The sequence below is a fragment of the Caballeronia sp. GAFFF2 genome, assembly GCF_023631485.1.
Classification (GTDB): Bacteria; Pseudomonadota; Gammaproteobacteria; order Burkholderiales; family Burkholderiaceae; genus Caballeronia.
Genome location: NZ_JALQDA010000009.1, coordinates 376,818 through 391,864, shown reverse-complemented (window position 1 = coordinate 391,864; position 15,047 = coordinate 376,818). Strand labels below are relative to the sequence as shown.

General features: G+C 60.0%; 18 protein-coding genes. 8 read left to right on the top strand and 10 right to left on the bottom strand.

Annotated elements, in window-relative coordinates; translation table 11 throughout:
- Positions 1-509 precede the first annotated feature (509 nt).
- Positions 510-1,889 (top strand): hypothetical protein, encoded by a 1,380-nt coding sequence (locus tag NCT04_RS07245; RefSeq protein ID WP_250464653.1) that lies wholly within the window; start codon positions 510-512, stop codon positions 1,887-1,889.
- Between the two features lie 8 nt (positions 1,890-1,897).
- Here NCT04_RS07245 and NCT04_RS07240 read toward each other — a convergent pair whose 3' ends face one another.
- The 3 genes from NCT04_RS07240 to NCT04_RS34675 form a co-directional block, all read right to left on the bottom strand.
- Entirely contained in the window at positions 1,898-2,416 is a 519-nt protein-coding gene (locus tag NCT04_RS07240) for a CBS domain-containing protein (protein WP_250464651.1), read from the bottom strand.
- A 63-nt stretch (positions 2,417-2,479) separates the two neighbouring features.
- Positions 2,480-2,788, bottom strand: coding sequence for a TFIIB-type zinc ribbon-containing protein (locus tag NCT04_RS07235; RefSeq protein WP_250464649.1), 309 nt, complete (start codon positions 2,786-2,788; stop codon positions 2,480-2,482).
- A gap of 112 nt (positions 2,789-2,900) precedes the next feature.
- Complete coding sequence (locus NCT04_RS34675; RefSeq protein WP_350030002.1) at positions 2,901-5,489, bottom strand: tetratricopeptide repeat protein; 2,589 nt, start codon at positions 5,487-5,489, stop codon at positions 2,901-2,903.
- Positions 5,490-5,712: 223 nt separating this feature from the next.
- On the opposite strand from NCT04_RS34675, the gene NCT04_RS07215 reads away from it, so the two are divergent.
- Positions 5,713-6,411 (top strand): carbonic anhydrase, encoded by a 699-nt coding sequence (locus NCT04_RS07215; RefSeq protein WP_244827862.1) that lies wholly within the window; start codon positions 5,713-5,715, stop codon positions 6,409-6,411.
- 50 nt (positions 6,412-6,461) lie between these two features.
- On the opposite strand, the gene NCT04_RS07210 is transcribed toward NCT04_RS07215, so the two are convergent.
- Positions 6,462-6,998, bottom strand: coding sequence for a DUF4142 domain-containing protein (locus tag NCT04_RS07210; RefSeq protein ID WP_250464641.1), 537 nt, complete (start codon positions 6,996-6,998; stop codon positions 6,462-6,464).
- A gap of 153 nt (positions 6,999-7,151) precedes the next feature.
- Between NCT04_RS07210 and NCT04_RS07205 the strand changes: the two genes are divergently transcribed.
- Positions 7,152-7,379, top strand: coding sequence for an FmdB family zinc ribbon protein (locus NCT04_RS07205; RefSeq protein ID WP_244828022.1), 228 nt, complete (start codon positions 7,152-7,154; stop codon positions 7,377-7,379).
- A 203-nt stretch (positions 7,380-7,582) separates the two neighbouring features.
- A complete protein-coding gene (locus NCT04_RS07200; protein WP_244827860.1) occupies positions 7,583-7,858 on the top strand; it encodes a DUF1488 family protein in 276 nt (91 codons plus the stop codon).
- A 70-nt stretch (positions 7,859-7,928) separates the two neighbouring features.
- Here NCT04_RS07200 and NCT04_RS07195 read toward each other — a convergent pair whose 3' ends face one another.
- Positions 7,929-8,393, bottom strand: coding sequence for a response regulator (locus NCT04_RS07195; protein ID WP_244827859.1), 465 nt, complete (start codon positions 8,391-8,393; stop codon positions 7,929-7,931).
- Between the two features lie 76 nt (positions 8,394-8,469).
- Positions 8,470-8,946, bottom strand: coding sequence for an ElaB/YgaM/YqjD family protein (locus NCT04_RS07190; protein WP_250464640.1), 477 nt, complete (start codon positions 8,944-8,946; stop codon positions 8,470-8,472).
- 340 nt (positions 8,947-9,286) lie between these two features.
- On the opposite strand from NCT04_RS07190, the gene NCT04_RS07185 reads away from it, so the two are divergent.
- Positions 9,287-10,228: a DMT family transporter gene (locus tag NCT04_RS07185; protein ID WP_250464638.1), complete on the top strand. Its 942-nt coding sequence runs from the start codon at positions 9,287-9,289 to the stop codon at positions 10,226-10,228.
- 18 nt (positions 10,229-10,246) lie between these two features.
- On the opposite strand, the gene NCT04_RS07180 is transcribed toward NCT04_RS07185, so the two are convergent.
- The 3 genes from NCT04_RS07180 to NCT04_RS07170 form a co-directional block, all read right to left on the bottom strand.
- A complete protein-coding gene (locus NCT04_RS07180) occupies positions 10,247-10,780 on the bottom strand; it encodes a cupin domain-containing protein (protein WP_250464636.1) in 534 nt (177 codons plus the stop codon).
- A gap of 89 nt (positions 10,781-10,869) precedes the next feature.
- Entirely contained in the window at positions 10,870-11,115 is a 246-nt protein-coding gene (locus tag NCT04_RS07175) for a hypothetical protein (RefSeq protein WP_250464633.1), read from the bottom strand.
- Positions 11,116-11,143: 28 nt separating this feature from the next.
- Positions 11,144-11,503 (bottom strand): hypothetical protein, encoded by a 360-nt coding sequence (locus NCT04_RS07170; RefSeq protein ID WP_250464706.1) that lies wholly within the window; start codon positions 11,501-11,503, stop codon positions 11,144-11,146.
- Between the two features lie 197 nt (positions 11,504-11,700).
- Between NCT04_RS07170 and NCT04_RS07165 the strand changes: the two genes are divergently transcribed.
- A complete protein-coding gene (locus NCT04_RS07165) occupies positions 11,701-12,639 on the top strand; it encodes a LysR family transcriptional regulator (protein WP_250464631.1) in 939 nt (312 codons plus the stop codon).
- Positions 12,640-12,714: 75 nt separating this feature from the next.
- Here NCT04_RS07165 and tehA read toward each other — a convergent pair whose 3' ends face one another.
- Positions 12,715-13,704 carry a dicarboxylate transporter/tellurite-resistance protein TehA gene (gene tehA, locus NCT04_RS07160; protein WP_250464629.1) on the bottom strand — a complete coding sequence of 330 codons (990 nt, stop codon included), beginning with the start codon at positions 13,702-13,704 and terminating at the stop codon, positions 12,715-12,717.
- Between the two features lie 630 nt (positions 13,705-14,334).
- Between tehA and NCT04_RS07155 the strand changes: the two genes are divergently transcribed.
- Together NCT04_RS07155 and NCT04_RS07150 are read left to right on the top strand one after the other, a co-directional pair.
- Positions 14,335-14,673 carry a hypothetical protein gene (locus NCT04_RS07155; RefSeq protein ID WP_250464628.1) on the top strand — a complete coding sequence of 113 codons (339 nt, stop codon included), beginning with the start codon at positions 14,335-14,337 and terminating at the stop codon, positions 14,671-14,673.
- A 172-nt stretch (positions 14,674-14,845) separates the two neighbouring features.
- Positions 14,846-15,016, top strand: a complete 171-nt coding sequence (locus tag NCT04_RS07150; RefSeq protein ID WP_250464626.1) for a hypothetical protein — start codon at positions 14,846-14,848, stop codon at positions 15,014-15,016.
- The last annotated feature ends 31 nt before the right edge of the window (positions 15,017-15,047 follow it).

Genomic DNA, 15,047 nt, shown 5'->3' with positions numbered 1-15,047 from the left:
GCGGCCCGGAGTGAAGGGCTGCTTGGCGTTGATGACGCAGAATCCGCATTCGCAGCCATTCTGTTGTGCGCTGTTGAAGGTCGCAGTCTGACAAGTCGATCTCGTAGCGCGATGAGATTCTGCGTGTTTTTTAGGCGCTACGCGGATGGCGTCAAGCCCGACAACATACGGGGCGGCTCGCACCCGCTGGCGGGCAGCGTCGTCCATCCTGGCCATCCATCGAGTCTCCCTTCGCGGCCATGATCACGCAATGCGCCAACACCGAATCCGTTGCCAATTACTTGGTAAGACTTAGAAGTAGCACCATTCAACGGCAAAACTATAAGGAGATGCCGTGTTTTTGCATGCAACATCCACCTATACTTAATAGCCGTTCGTCACCGATTAATTCAAAAATTGTCATCTTTCTCAAAGATTAATCGAAACTTCGAAACACAGTGACATCGAAGTGCCAGACTACCCGGTTACGCCAATTGAGCGCGTCCGCGTCAAACGATAAGAGTCATCGCATGATCGAAAACTACCAGGACCTTCCGCCGAAACTATATGCCGGCGACATCGACGAATGCTTCGAGTTTCTCGATGCACGCCGCGCCGCTGACAGCAACAGCGCCGATTATTGGCATTGGCGCGCGGTAACGCATTTGCGCGCGCAGCAATTCGAGAAGGCGCTCGACATCTGTTTTTATCTGACGCGCGAGTCGGATGTCTTCGGCTACCAGATTCACTGTCTCGCCGATGCCTGCTCCCACTTGGGACTGAAGGAAACAGCGCTCACCGCCATTGATTACTTCGGAAAGAAGCCGACGACGCAGGCCATCGGCGCGTTTTTGTGGCGCGTCTACGGCTGGCACTATCTCGGCGAGGATCAACGCGTACTCGATTTAAATGCGGATGGCGTCGACGAGCATTCAGTCTACGTGCTCGGTCATCACCAGGCACGCAGCCAGATGCGGCTGCAAGGCATCGAACACGGGGTTGCGGCGATGCATCGATGGTGGTCGTCGCCAGAAGCGCGGCGCGTGCTCTTTCCGCATTTAAATCTCGACGGATACTGGAGCGGCCAGCGTGAATTGCCCGCGCGTATTACCGTCAAGTCGATTGCATCCGGTTACGGGGATCTTATTCAATGGGTGCGCTATCTAGGCGCGCTGGAAGTCATGGGAGTGAAAGTCGAGTATGAAGACAGCCGGTTCAGGCTCGTCATACCCGAATCCGAACACGAGGCGCTTGCTGCCGCGATGCGCGCGGCCGGCTTCACACGCGCATCGGCGGAAGGCGACATGTGGACCGATCCCTTCGCGCTCTTCACGTCCCTCTTCCCAGCGCTCGGCCATATGCCGTTGGGGCGCTATATCGAGCCCGCAGAGCCGGATGCTGCCGACGCCATTCTCGACACGATCTGGCATCGCGCGCGCGGCAGGCGCTGCGTAGGCATCTTCTGGTCGTCGTCCGAATCGCCAGACAATTTTGGTCATCGGAGCCTGTGTTTGCCCGATCTCGACGCGCTGTTCGACCACTCCGGCGACATCTACTGGGTCATCATGCAGCGCGGCTTCGAGCGCAAGCGTTGGCTGGACGACCCGCGTTCACGCAATCTCAACCGTTTCACGACGCTCGATTCCAACACGACTTTCGCGCAATCCATCGCCCTGCTCGACCGGCTCGATGCGTTCGCCGGCAACGATGGCAGCCTGGCGCACATCGCGGGCGCGCTCGGCAAACGCAATTACTTGCTGCTCAATCAGGTCGCTGAATGGCGGTACGAACGCGATCCGGCGGTAACGAAGTGGTATCCGGCCACGCGGCTCGTACGCGCGAACGAGTTGGGGGGATGGCGTGGCTTGGCGGATAGCCTGGGGCGTCTGTTGAATGCGGATGCGCGCTGATTTGCGCATCAAGCGAAGCGCAGCGCCAACGTCTGCGGCACGGGACTGCGCCGGGTAAGCGCGCAAGCGGGCATTTCTTCGCTGGTTCCGCGAACGTACGTTTCCAGCTGCTCGATCGCGAACTGCTGTTCATCGATCAACTGCCGCACCATGTCGCCGATGGAAACGATCCCCATCAGCCGGCCGCATTCGATCACTGGCAAATGACGGACATGGCGCGTGGTCATGAGCGCCATGCATTCGTCGGTGCTCGTGCGCAGGCTCACCGACAACACGGGCGCGCTCATGATTTCGCACACGGTCGTATTGCGTGATGCCTTGTCCTGCAAGATGACTTTGCGCGCGTAGTCGCGCTCGGTGACGATCCCGCACACCGTGCCGTCCGCGCGCCCTCCCACCGTGACCACGACGGCACCAACGCCGGCCTTCGACATCAGCACGACCGCATCGAACACGCTCGCTTCGACGTCGATGGTATGCACCGCGTCATCGTTCTTGGCCTTGAGTACTTGCTTTACCGTTGCCATGCTTGATCTCCTTCGCGCAGCGCGCGGTTGGGTCGGATTGCCTGAAAAATTGGAACGACGGGTTCAGCCGAAGTCGAACAGATCGCCGAGAAACGACTTCTTCTTGCGTGAATGTCCATAGTTCGAGTGCGAGTCGCCATAGCGATGGTCGTCATAGCGCGGTCGCACGCGATGGTCGCGATCGTCGTCCTTGTCGCGCCACGCTTCGCGCCCTGCCGTTTGCTGCGGCGAGACCTGTTCGTCGCGCTGAATGAGCCGGTCGAGTTCGCCGCGATCGAGCCACACGCCGCGACAGGACGGGCAATAATCGATTTCAATGCTCTCGCGCGAGGTCATCAGGAGACCCGTCGCGGGACACACGGGGCATTTCATGTCGAATCCTTTCTTTTTGCTTACGATGACCCAAGCCTATCGCAGCATTCGACACTGAAAAACGTGAATTTTCAGAGGCTTCGGTTCGTAAAAACCGAAGTGACGCTCTTTTTCAAGCGCCTGGCGAAGCGCACCATGCGCGCCACATCTGCCGATACGCCGCTTCCAGATTGCGCGTGAAGCGCGGTGCATCCATCATCGGCGAGCGTTCGAGTCTTGCGCGCAGCGTCGAGCGCAACTCGGTCAAACGCGGCAGATCGTTGGCGAGGCGAGTCACGACATCGACGTACGCCGCGTCGTCATGAACCACGAGCTCGCCGATGCCAAGATTCATCAGCAGGCTCAGACCCGCGCGGCTGACCGACGTGTCGCCCGCGCGCGATGGCACGGGCACGCCCATCCACAAGGCGTCCAGGCTCGTCGTGTGGCCGTTGTACGGATAGGTGTCGAGGCCGATATCGATTGATTGATAGGTCCGCAGATAATCGACGCGCGACTGATATCCCACGTACCGAACGCGCGACAGATCGACGCCCAACGCGCCAAGACGCGCACTGAAACGTTCGCGCGGGCCCGGACCGGCTAGCAGAATGAAGCGCGCATTGGGCACGGCGGCGAGTATTGCCGTCCACATGCGCAACGTGCGCTCGGACGCCTTGCACGGATTATTAAGGCATCCGAATGTAATATGACCGTTGCGCCACGCTGGCAATGCATTCACGTCCGGTGCATTCGGCGACGTGACGCGCGGATCGAAACACCAGAACGTCTCGGGCAACCACACGGTCTCTTCGCTATAACGATCGGCGAGATCGGCCGTGTCGCGCGGATCGATCCACGGGTCGGTCAGGCGATAGCGGATGGCGCTGCTGCCCGTCGTGCCCGGATACGCGAGCCATTGCACTTGCACAGGCGCCGGTCGGCGTGCGAACAATAATGGACGGCCGCGCGACATGTGCATCGTCAGATCGACCAATACGTCGATGCCATCGTCGCGAACGAGTTGCGCCAATTGCTCGTCGTCGAGCGCGTGAACGTCGCGCCAGGTGTCGGCCATCGGACGGATCAGGTGTGTTATCGCGTCGGGCGTTTTAACGCTGGAATAACAAAAGATGTGGTACGCCGCGTGATCGTGTTGCGCGAAGACCGGCGCGGTGAACATGGCCTGGCAGTGTCCGTCGAAGTCTGGCGCGACGTAGCCAATTTTGAGCCGTCGCTCAGAATCGCGATTGTTGGTATGGACGATGTCATGGCGAAGCAGCGGCGCTTCGTGTCGCGCGGCGAAGCGCAAACATTCTTCGAGAATTTCGCGTGGCGTTTCTGCGTGATAGGTCAGCGCGTAGTTGAGATTTCGATGCACACATTCATCGTTCGGTCCGCAATCGACGGCGCGACGGAAGCTTTGGATTGCCTCTTCCATTGCGCCCATATCCTTGAGTACGCCGGCGAGGTTATTATGAGCCTCGGGAATATCGTCTCGGATTGCAATCGACCGGCGCAGGATTGATTCAGCCTCTTCAAGGCGACCAAGACTTTGCAAAATGCGGCCAAGATTGTTATGCGCTTCGACGTGATCCGAACAGCATTCTATTGCCCGGCGATATGTCCGTTCAGCGTCGTTCAGGCGATCTTGATGACCATAAAGTATGCCGAGGTTGTAGTGGATATCGGCAGCATCGGGCGCGAGAATCAACGCCTCGCGGTATTCAGCCTCGGCATCGCAAAGGCGCTCCAGCTTTTGAAGCGTATAACCGAGTGTGGTTCTTGCCTGTATGTTATCCGGCTCCAGAATGAGAACTCGACGATATATGCGGTCCGCATCCTCCAACGAATCAAGTGCGTGGTAGGCATTGGCCAGCCCCATAAGCGCATTCGTGTCGTCTGGACAAATCGACAATGCCGCGAGAAATACCACTTGCGCTTCTTGCACGCGTTGCAGCTTATGTAAAAACGCGCCGAGACCGACATGTGCCTCCGAGTAGTCTCGTCGGAGTTCGATGGCGCGCCGGTAAAACGCCTCAGCTTGCGCAAAGTCTTTCAGATCGTTCAAAACCTGAGCGAGATTAAAATTTGCTTCAGCAAAATCAGGGCGACACGCCACGGCTTGCCGCAAAGCCGCCTCCGCTTCCACGAGGCGTCCTGATTCGCGCAATAAATTACCCAGATTGTTGAATGCGTCCGCGTAATTTCCTCTAGCAGCAATTGCGCGTTGAAAGGCAATTTCAGCCTCAGCCAATCGACTTTGACTCTTCAAAAGATTCGCGAGATTGAAATGTGCGTCCGCAAAATCGGCGCGCGCGGCGCACGCCTGACGAAGCGCGGCCTCTGCCTCCACAAGACGTCCCTTTTTGACGAGCAGATTACCGAAATTGTAATGAGCCTCCGCGAAATCAGGACGAATGGCAATCGCCTCGCGATAGACAGTTTCCGCATCTTCCAATCTGCCTCGCAGCATCAGCAAATTACCGAGGTTGGCATAACCGCCGGCGTATTGAGGATCTTGCGCTACCGCACGACGCCAATGCGATTCGGCCTCGTCGAGTCGATTCAGCCGATAGCAACACACCGCGGCGAGATTCAGCGCTTCGATATCCGCATACGGCTGATTTATTTGATATTCCAGCGCTTCAAGCGCTTCAACGAACCGCTCGCTGGCGTAAAACGCCGCTGCTGCGCCGTATGAATCGGATTTGGCGGACATGCTCGGGCACGCAAAAGAAAACGGACCCAAAGATAACAAACCACCGGTCCGAATTCGTCAATAACTATAAAGAAACGTCCTCGCCTGCAAAGCGATTCCCCCACTCACGCCCTCTCCTGGGCACCGCCCTTCGCTCCTTCGACTTGCGATCTATCTCAAAACCCCGCAAGCTCTCGCCTGAGCGCGAACCAACGCCGCGCATTGTCCAGAACCCGAGGCGCCCATGTCCGATAAATCGATGAGTGAAGAACGCAACGGCTCCGACACGCCCGACCTGCTCTATCTGCTTCAAGGCGCGGACGATTTCAGCCACTTCGTCTTCCCCGATAGCGAAGCGCTTTTCAAGAGTCTTGCGCGACGGCAAGCACCGCACACGCTTTTCATCACGTGCGCGGACTCGCGTGTGTCGCCCGAGATGATCACGCAGACGCGGCCCGGCGAGCTCTTCGTGTGCCGCAACATCGGCAATATCGTGCCGGCTTATGGGGAGATGCTCGGCGGCGTGTCGGCGGTAGTCGAATACGCGGTGCTCGCATTGAACGTGCGGCAGATCGTGATCTGCGGCCATTCCGACTGCGGCGCGATGAAAGGCCTCGCCTCGGGCGCAACCATCGCCGATGAAATGCCTACCGTGCACGCGTGGTTACGCAACGCAGAAGCGGCGCGCAGTGTGGTACGGGCGCGAAAACTCGAACACGAGCGCATGGTTCAGGCGATGGTCGAAGAAAACATCCGCCTTCAACTTACGCATTTGCGTACGCATCCGGCAGTCGCGGGACGGCTCGCGCTTGGCCAGCTTCAAGTGCAGGGTTGGGTATACGACATCGGGCAGGGAAAGGTATCGATCTTCGACGAACACGGGGGCGGCTTCCAGTCGATTGCCGAAGCGCGCTTGCGCCTGCTACGAGAACAGGCGCGTTGAAAAACATGGGAATGGCGGCGTCGATATAGGGCTGACGCCGCAACGAACGATTACTGCACGCCCTTCTTCGACGCCAGATCCTGCGCCATCTTCAAATGATCCTGGATCGTCGGCAACGCCTTTTGCGCCGCTTCCTTCAGCTTCGCGTTCTGGCCGCCGTCTGCTTCCTTCTGGAATAGCGCCACCGCCTCCTGGTGGCCCTGCACGCCAACCTTCTGGATATATGCGGTATCGAATGCCTTGCCGTGCAGTGCCTTGAGCGAATCGATCGCGGAAGTATCCGAATTGTCCTTGGGCACGGTCACGCCTTTGGGCGCCGCCATTTTCAGCTGCACGGTCAGCTTGGTATGGTCGACGATCATATGACGCGCGAAGCTCTTCACGTCTTTGTCCTGCGAGTGCGTCTGAGCAAGCTTGGCGGCATCGATTTCCGTGGATCCCGAAGACGACGCGCCCTGCACGAAATCCTTGTCCGGTTGCGTAAGGTCGTTGGCAAGCGTGGTGCTGGCAGCTTCGGTCTGTGCAAAGCTCGCGATTGGCGCGGCTGCTGCAAGCGCGGTGACGATCATAACGATATTGCGTTTCATGTGGCCTCCTGTGGCGATTGGTGCTACCTGTTGTCAGCAATGCAGGTGCCACTCATTGTTTTTCTGGCAGATTCGAGAATGCGTGAAGCGGAATGTCGCTTGCTCGAACTTGATAAACTGGTCGTTCATTCCATCTTCTGCCCGATAGAAGCCATGCCTGTCTACGATTACGAATGCGCCGACTGCGGCACTTTCGAAGCAAATCGCCGTATCGCCGAACGCGATGAACCCGCAGCCTGTCCACGCTGCGGTGAAACCAGCGCGCGCGTCACCATCGGCGCGCCATCGCTTGGACGCGGCGGTAACGGCGGCGCCAACGCGAGCGAAGATTCGGGGAGCTACGGCATGCGCCATCGCGGCGGTTGTGCGTGTTGTGGCTGATCGTTGCACGCGTGTCCACATGCGTTCGGGCACGGCCATTGCAAAAGCACGAACCCGTGGCGGGCGGCGTATGATGCACGGGACAGGCGCGTAGTTGTGCAGCTTGAGTCGAGTATCAGCGTCATTGCCGTTGCGCGACCTGAAGCGTGGATCACGAGCATTGCGGTCCACGTGCCTCAAACGAACAACCGGAGGTAATAAGGATGACGATAGAGTTCAGTGGGCGGCGTCACGTCGTGGCGGCAGCGCGAGTTGCGTTCGAAGCCAATGTAGATGGACGTGAAGTCTGGTGCAGCGTCTCTCTCGATGCGCTCAACGATCACTTCGGCAATACCGGCACCTCTTCCCATGCCATCCTCAGCGCGTTCGAAGGCGGACGCGTCGAAATCGAAGATTCAGCGCGGCGAGCGCTCGAACGCAATCACGGCCAGTCCGTGGAACTCGAAACCGGCGACTTCAGGAACAGTACGAAGCAATAGCAAAACGCGTACGCGTTGCATCGGGGCGGCGGCGCCGCCTCGGTGAACGAATCGACGCTCGATGCACTTATCAGTGCACGTAAAAACGCGTCACCGCATCGAAAAGACGCCACACGGGGCACGGCATTCTGAAGAATCCGTCATAGCCGGCGCTCAACAACACGTCGCGTGGGTCGCTGCTCTCCTCGGCCGCGAACGCAATCAACATCTGATCCAGCGATGCCTCCCTGCCACATTCGCGCAACGCGCGTACAAGTGCATGGTCGTGCTTTGCCAGCACCTCGTGCGCCTCGTTCACGCGTGTATCGATGAACAATACCTGCGGCCGCCACATGTGAGCGAAATGAAGCGCACTTTGCGCATCCGCGATCTGCACGGCATCGAAGCCACGCATGGCGAGCATCATCGCGAAAGATTCGCCGACATCGGACTCGGAATGCACGAGCATCACGCGCCGTGGATCGCTTTCCACGGCGGTACGCTGATTCCAGATTTCGCTGCGCCCGGGGCGCATGTTGAAGGGTCGTCGGTTCATGTCGGAATGACGCAATGATAAGCACCGCGCCATTTACGTGATTTAGCAAGGACGAGGCCCGCACTTCGACAAAAGTTCAGCGGGCGGCCAGCAAGCCGACGATCAGTCCACCAATTGCCGCAAGTGCTATCGACTTCCACGGGTTGTAGTGCACGTAATCGTCGGCGCCTTCGGTGACGTCGCGATAGCGCATCGCAACGGCGTCTTTGGCGCGCCGCCCATGCTCGATGAACTTGTTCTTGGCCGTCTGCGGATGAAACCGGCTACCTAGATGCTGCGCCGTGACTGCTGCGGGCTGCGCGAGCACGGCCGGACTGTCGCCGCCTTCCAGCACGCTGCCATGCACGTGCCGCGACGGATGCGACGGATGCGACGGATGCGCCGCGTGCGCCGGTTTGTGCGGCGCGCCGGGCGAGAGTGGAATCACGCCCTGATGCTGTGCGAGACCGGGCGTGAGCGCGGACCCGAGTGCGCCGTGCACGCGCCTTTGCCGAAGCGGCAGCGATTCGCCCGATGCCGCAACTCCCTTCTTGTTGCCGTTTGCATTGTCCATGGCGCTCTCCTTTTTACGTCGTCCCACCAAGTCATCAAGCCTGTCATGACGCCCATGTCACCCTTACGCAAGCGTCGCACCGAATGGGCGCCGCGGCAACTCGCTCCTGACGATATGGCGCCACGCGATATCGAATCAATCGCAATCTGGCTCACATATCCGTGAGAATTGCTCGTTTGCGACGCCCACACGGCCAGCCTACGATTCGGCGAACAAGAACGAAGCGTTTATCGGTAATGCGGGCTTGATGCTGCATGATTCGTTTCACGCCGCGCGGAAGCATCCGCCCAACAAGCGCCGATACCATGGCTTCGCTCTTCCCTCTCTTGCGAAGCCCGCCATGAATCCCGTCAATCTCGTCCAGTTGTTCATCCTTGCCGCGCTGTGGGGCGGTTCGTTCCTTTTCATTCGTATCGGCGTAACGGATTTGGGCGTGGCGCCGTTGATGGCCTTGCGCGTCGGCATCGGCGCAGTGTTTTTGTTTGCGGTGCTCATGCTTCGCGGCCGCATGCGTCAGGCACTCACCACGATGCGCGAGCGCGCATGGCCGCTTCTGATGGTCGGCATTCTCAACTCGGCCGCGCCGTTTTGCCTTTTCGCCTATGCGGAGTTGACGCTGTCGGCTGGCGTCACTTCCGTCATCAACGCGACCACGCCGCTGTGGGGCGCGCTCGTCGCCTACATCTGGCTCGACGATCGCCTGAGCAAGCTACGCATTGCGGGACTCGCCATCGGCTTTGCGGGCGTGCTCGCGCTGGTTTGGGATCAGATGTTCGTCCACGATGCGGGCGCCGCGACCGTTGCACCGCTCGCCACTGCGCTCGCCGCCGTGGCCGCACTGGGCGCGACATTGTTCTATGGGATCGCCGCCAGTTACACCAAGCGGCATCTCATGGGTGTCGATTCGTTGATCGTCGCGACAGGCACCATGAGCGCCGCGACGCTCGTCCTGCTGCCGTTTTCGCTGTTCTGGTGGCCGACAGCGAGCGTGTCGATGCATGCGTGGGGCGCGGTGCTCGGATTGGGCGTGGCATGCACAGGCGTCGCTTACATGCTGTTCTTCCATTTGATCGCCGTGGCTGGGCCCGCTCGCGCGATTACCGTGACCTTCGTCATTCCAATCTTCGGAATTCTGTGGGGCGCGCTATTTCTCGCGGAACGTGTATCGGTCGGGATGGCGGTGGCGTGCGGAATCGTGCTGATCGGGACAGGGCTTGCAACTGGCGTGGTCAAGCGCGTTGCGTGGCCGCGTGCACGACGCGCGGCCGGGGCGAAGCAGTGACGCCAGGAGCGCGTGGCTTTACCGCCAGAGATGGACGAGCGGGCCATCTTCGCCGGCCACGGGATCGTCATGGGGAAACGGCAACGCTTCCATCGCTTGTCGCTCCGCCTCGCTGATGCCTTCGCGGCGGATGTCCCACTGCTGTCCCGGCGGATAGGCGCCCACCACTTGAAAGCGCCGACCACTCGTCAAAAGACAGTGCCCGGTGCCGGCGGGAAGAACGATGGCATCGCCTGCGCGGATCGCGATGACTCGGCCTTTCGGCCCGCCGATGATCAATTCCGCCTCACCCGAGATCACGCCGAGCGCTTCGTGCGCGGTCGAGTGAAAGTGGTGATAGTCGAAGACCCCGTCGCGCCATTGCGGCGGCCAGCCGTTTTGCTGAAAGAGAGATTCGAAGCGGCCGGCTACGTCGAACTCGCGCGAGTCGATTGCATTACGCCAGACGAGAACCGGCAAACGCGTGTTATTCGGTACCCAGCCGTTTTGCGCCAGCATGAAAGATTCGCAGCGCGCGTTGGCGGCAAGTGAGGTTTTGGTTTCATGGGACATGACGTGATCCTCCGGGTCTGAGGACGGAGGAGCAACGTGTGTTCCAACGAAGTCACGGCGTCTCCTGCCGCCCTCACAACCATCACGCATCAATGCCCGTGCCAATGCCCATAACCGCCCACGCCGATCCCCACTGAAACCGCCGGCGCCGCGTAATAACCGGGGCCGTAGGCATAGCCATACGCCGGTGCATAGCCGTAAGCGGGCGCAGGCGCATAGCCGTAAGGCGGCGCATAGATGCAGCCGCCAAGCCCCGCCGCGATGACTATCGCAGTTGCAGTCGCGAGCGTTCGAACCGCACCTCGCTTACCGTGTTGTCGATTAATGTTTTTCATGATCGATGCGACTCCCCGTTCGTCTCGCTTACCAGCGGCGATATCCATATCCACCGTGATGCGCGTACCAGTCACGCCGGTTCCAGTACCGATAGCCGTCCCAATACCGGTCGCCATGCCATCCGACGATGACAGCAGGCCCAGGCGCGACGACAACGGGCGCCGGTTGATAAGCGACCACGGGCGGCGATTGATACACGACCGGAGGCGGCGGAGGCGGCGCGGCATAAACCGGCGCGGCGGGCGCCACATATACGGGCGGAGGCGGCGCGTAAACCGGCACCGGTACACCCAGATTGACGCCGACGCTCACACCCGCCAGCGCCGATCCACAAGCAAGCCCCGCACAAGACGCGATACCCAGTCCGATGAGACTCTTCACGTTCATGTTTTCCTCGTCCGAAGCGACCGCGCATCGCAGCCATGAATCCATGTTAGCGACGCCTTCGCAGGCTTGAGTTACAAGCGCTGTAACAGATGTGAACACTGAAATGAAGCTTGCAGTGCCCTGTTGAACCCGTCAGCGGGTTGCGCGCTCGTATCGTGCATGGGATATTTCCGGCTCGATAAAAAGGATGCCGGCCAATGGACCTCTTGCGCAGCATGCGAATCTTTGTCCGGGTAGCCGAGGCGGCAAGCTTTACCGTCGCCGCGCAGCACATGGACATTACGACCGCGCAAGCGTCGCGCGCGATCACCGAACTCGAGTCGCACCTGCGCACGCGTCTTTTGAATCGCACGACGCGCCGCGTCGCATTGACCGATGCTGGGAATCGCTATCTGGCGCGCTGCAAGGAAGTGATCTCGCTGGTCGACCTCTCTGAAGCGGAAGCCAGCGACGCGCAAGTGTCGCCAAGCGGCGTGTTGCGCATGCACGCGCCGATCACCTTCGGTCATCACTATGTCGTGCCGGCGCTTTCTCAGTATTTGGAAGAGCATCCGCTCGTGCGTGTCGAGTTGACCTTGTCGCAGCAGGTTCCGGACATGCTGGACGAAGGCTACGACGTCTTCCTGCAGGTCACGAGTTCGACGCTGCCCGACTCCGCGCTCGTCTCCACGCGTATTTGCACGATGCCGAGCGTGCTGTGCGCATCGCCGAACTATTTGCGGCGGGCCGGCATGCCGATGACCGTGGAAGATCTTTCGAAGCACGCGTGCCTTCAACTCGTCACGACATTCTTTCCGGTGGATCGATGGACGTTCGAAGGCGCGCAAGGAAAAGTCGATGTCGAACTTCCGCCTGGCCGCCTTCGCGTGAATTCCGCCGATGCACTCGCCGTCGCGGTGGCCAACGGTCTGGGTATTGCGCCTTTGCCGATGTTGTCTGCCCTGCCCTCGCTTTCGAATGGCGCGCTGGTGCGCGTGCTGCCGGACTGGGAACTGCAAAAGATGACGGTGTATGCGATGTACGCTTCGCGCCAATACCTCGATGCGAAGATCAAGACTTGGGTAGCGTTTCTGCGTGATTACGTCGAGGCCAAACTGGAAGCTAGTTTTGGAGAACGGTACGACATCGACAGTTGAATGTGGATGTTCAAAAACCCGACCATTAGTTGCATGTTCGTGCTGAACGAGCCTGCACCTCGCAGGCTCGTCGTCTCAAACTGTCTTGACTTGCGTGGCCACTATCGGAAAAAGCTTGCCCTTGAACAGGGCCAGCGCGGTCCCGACGATGAGACTCGCAAATACCACGTTCGCCACGATGAAAGATGCCGGAGCCAGCCAAAGCAGCGGACCTGCTGCGCCGCGTTCCAGCATGCGGATCGCCATCGTCGGCAACGCTGCCACGCCGAAGCTGAACGCCCAGTACGAAGGCGTGAACGATTGCTGACGAATCCACGGCAGGAGCCGCGTGAGCATCATTGCCTGATACAGACCGTAGCCGAGCAGCATGTAAGCGAAGAGATCCGGCACGCCATGCGTAATCGCGAGATACGACACGCCTCCCACCACCGGCGGCGCGAGCTGGATGCCGAGCGTGGGACGCAGCGCGTCGGGAAGCGGATCGTGTACAGCCGCGCGATGCATCACGATCGATTCGATCGCGAGCCACGAGAACACACCCGCCCCGAAGAACAACGCGCCGATCTGCGTCCAACCAAGACTCGCTGCCGCCGTTCCCGCGACGAAACTCGGCGCGACGGTCGGCAGATAGATGGCCGGCGTCGTCAGTTCGGGCTTCCGGCCGCCTTGCCAGAAGCGTCCGTGAAGATAAGCGCCGAGGCCGAGCTGACTCACCACGCCCGCGACGAACAGCACGATCGCTAATTCTCGCGAATAGTTCTGCACCGCTTGCGCCGCGAGCAATGTCGATACAGGCGCGAGCGCGGCGAACGACGACTGCACGGGATGCGCCATCTCGGCGATGGCCGCGTCGCGCTCGATAAGCCACTTGCGTGCATACGCGATCATCAAAGCGAGCCAAACCGACAGCGCGCCCGCGGTCAAGAGCGGTGGCACGACGGCCGGAATCGCCCAGACATGCGCCGCTGCTCGCCATGCGCCCGCCAAGGCCAGAAGGCCCACCGCGATGCCGAAAAAAGCGACCGGCATCGGTTGACGCTTGTTCATACGATCATTGGTGTCCATTGCCCTTCTCCGTGAATGCGCGGGTAAGAACGCGTGCTGCGCTCTTGTGTCCGTCGATGGAGAAAGCTTAGGTCCGTCAGGCCGTTGCGCGAATGTCGCAGCGTCTCGATTGACTACTCGATCGTCTCAAAGACGAGAGGTATCGGCGAAATGGGCTGTCTCTGGACCGTGGATTTGCATACAGTGCCTGGCGCAGGGATGGCGAATGGCGAATGATGCGGATGGCATGCAAAGCACCACATGCAAAATGCCAAACGCAAAGCACGATCAACTCTACACACAGGAACAATGCAGCCGACGGCATCCCACCAAGGAGGGACTGCGGCAAAACAGGCGCGGGCGCCAAGTCCGCCGCGTGTCAAACGCAGAAAGCCATCACGTCACGATTCGGGACACGCAGTAACCTCCGCGCGGATAATAGACACGACGGCATCATCCCAAACGGCACTGCGAATAGCACCCTTGGCATTAGGTGCACCGCATGCAAAACACAAAATGCCCAGCGTCGCCGGCAACTTTGCCCGTTTTGCGCCACAGCCATCAAGCACGCCAGCGCACCGGGCCATGTCACCTCGAACGTGCACGACAACAACCACGCAAAACATCGATAACGCCTGGAGAATCGAGAAGATGAGAACTTTCCCGCTGGGTCTGCCGTTCCGAGCGCTTTCAATCGCGACCGCCCTATTCCTTTCGGCTTGCGCACAGACCGGCCCGGTCGAATTCTCCGCGAGCGCCAACCCACCCGCTTCCAACAACGACGGTCCCGCCGACTTCAGCGGCATGGACGACTCGATGAACGCCTGCAAGACGCAGTCGCGACAGGCAGGCGCGGACCGCTGCACACAGGTGCGCGCCTACGAATCCTGTATGAAGAGCAAAGGCTACATCACCGTTCTAGGTCCGGAAAACCCGCCGAACTGCGGACAGCCCGACTGGGAGCAGGACGTGCGCAAGTGGCTGCGTTGAGCCGCGTAGATTCATCGGCGGCGGGAGGTCCATATCCACTACGCCCGTGTTGGCTTACGACCGCGCGCATCATTGCACCGACGAGCAACGACACGCTTACCACACGCTAAAGTCCGGTGACCCGCATGCCGTTATGCGGTGCATGAGAAAGAAACGCCTACACTCCCGCGATATGAACAACGCCTTCGCCGCAGCCGCCGAGGCGCTTGCCCTTTTTTGCCGTCTGCGCAACGTGGATGCCGCCGACTTGCCCGCCCAGGACGTGGATACACTGCTCGACCTCGCCTTCGAAGAAGCCGCGCAGCAAGCGGCCGCCCGTAGCGAGGCGCGCCGTCCCGGCTGAGCAAGAGTATTCACGGACGGGAGCATTACTT

What these genes read in the sequence shown, in the direction of transcription:
- NCT04_RS07245 (WP_250464653.1), top strand. Translation starts at nt 510, where the DNA reads ATGATCGAAAACTACCAGGACCTTCCGCCGAAACTATATGCCGGCGAC.
- NCT04_RS07240 (WP_250464651.1), bottom strand. Translation starts at nt 2,416, where the DNA reads ATGGCAACGGTAAAGCAAGTACTCAAGGCCAAGAACGATGACGCGGTG.
- NCT04_RS07235 (WP_250464649.1), bottom strand. Translation starts at nt 2,788, where the DNA reads ATGAAATGCCCCGTGTGTCCCGCGACGGGTCTCCTGATGACCTCGCGC.
- NCT04_RS34675 (WP_350030002.1), bottom strand. Translation starts at nt 5,489, where the DNA reads ATGTCCGCCAAATCCGATTCATACGGCGCAGCAGCGGCGTTTTACGCC.
- NCT04_RS07215 (WP_244827862.1), top strand. Translation starts at nt 5,713, where the DNA reads ATGTCCGATAAATCGATGAGTGAAGAACGCAACGGCTCCGACACGCCC.
- NCT04_RS07210 (WP_250464641.1), bottom strand. Translation starts at nt 6,998, where the DNA reads ATGAAACGCAATATCGTTATGATCGTCACCGCGCTTGCAGCAGCCGCG.
- NCT04_RS07205 (WP_244828022.1), top strand. Translation starts at nt 7,152, where the DNA reads ATGCCTGTCTACGATTACGAATGCGCCGACTGCGGCACTTTCGAAGCA.
- NCT04_RS07200 (WP_244827860.1), top strand. Translation starts at nt 7,583, where the DNA reads ATGACGATAGAGTTCAGTGGGCGGCGTCACGTCGTGGCGGCAGCGCGA.
- NCT04_RS07195 (WP_244827859.1), bottom strand. Translation starts at nt 8,393, where the DNA reads ATGAACCGACGACCCTTCAACATGCGCCCCGGGCGCAGCGAAATCTGG.
- NCT04_RS07190 (WP_250464640.1), bottom strand. Translation starts at nt 8,946, where the DNA reads ATGGACAATGCAAACGGCAACAAGAAGGGAGTTGCGGCATCGGGCGAA.
- NCT04_RS07185 (WP_250464638.1), top strand. Translation starts at nt 9,287, where the DNA reads ATGAATCCCGTCAATCTCGTCCAGTTGTTCATCCTTGCCGCGCTGTGG.
- NCT04_RS07180 (WP_250464636.1), bottom strand. Translation starts at nt 10,780, where the DNA reads ATGTCCCATGAAACCAAAACCTCACTTGCCGCCAACGCGCGCTGCGAA.
- NCT04_RS07175 (WP_250464633.1), bottom strand. Translation starts at nt 11,115, where the DNA reads ATGAAAAACATTAATCGACAACACGGTAAGCGAGGTGCGGTTCGAACG.
- NCT04_RS07170 (WP_250464706.1), bottom strand. Translation starts at nt 11,503, where the DNA reads ATGAACGTGAAGAGTCTCATCGGACTGGGTATCGCGTCTTGTGCGGGG.
- NCT04_RS07165 (WP_250464631.1), top strand. Translation starts at nt 11,701, where the DNA reads ATGGACCTCTTGCGCAGCATGCGAATCTTTGTCCGGGTAGCCGAGGCG.
- tehA (WP_250464629.1), bottom strand. Translation starts at nt 13,704, where the DNA reads ATGGACACCAATGATCGTATGAACAAGCGTCAACCGATGCCGGTCGCT.
- NCT04_RS07155 (WP_250464628.1), top strand. Translation starts at nt 14,335, where the DNA reads ATGAGAACTTTCCCGCTGGGTCTGCCGTTCCGAGCGCTTTCAATCGCG.
- NCT04_RS07150 (WP_250464626.1), top strand. Translation starts at nt 14,846, where the DNA reads ATGAACAACGCCTTCGCCGCAGCCGCCGAGGCGCTTGCCCTTTTTTGC.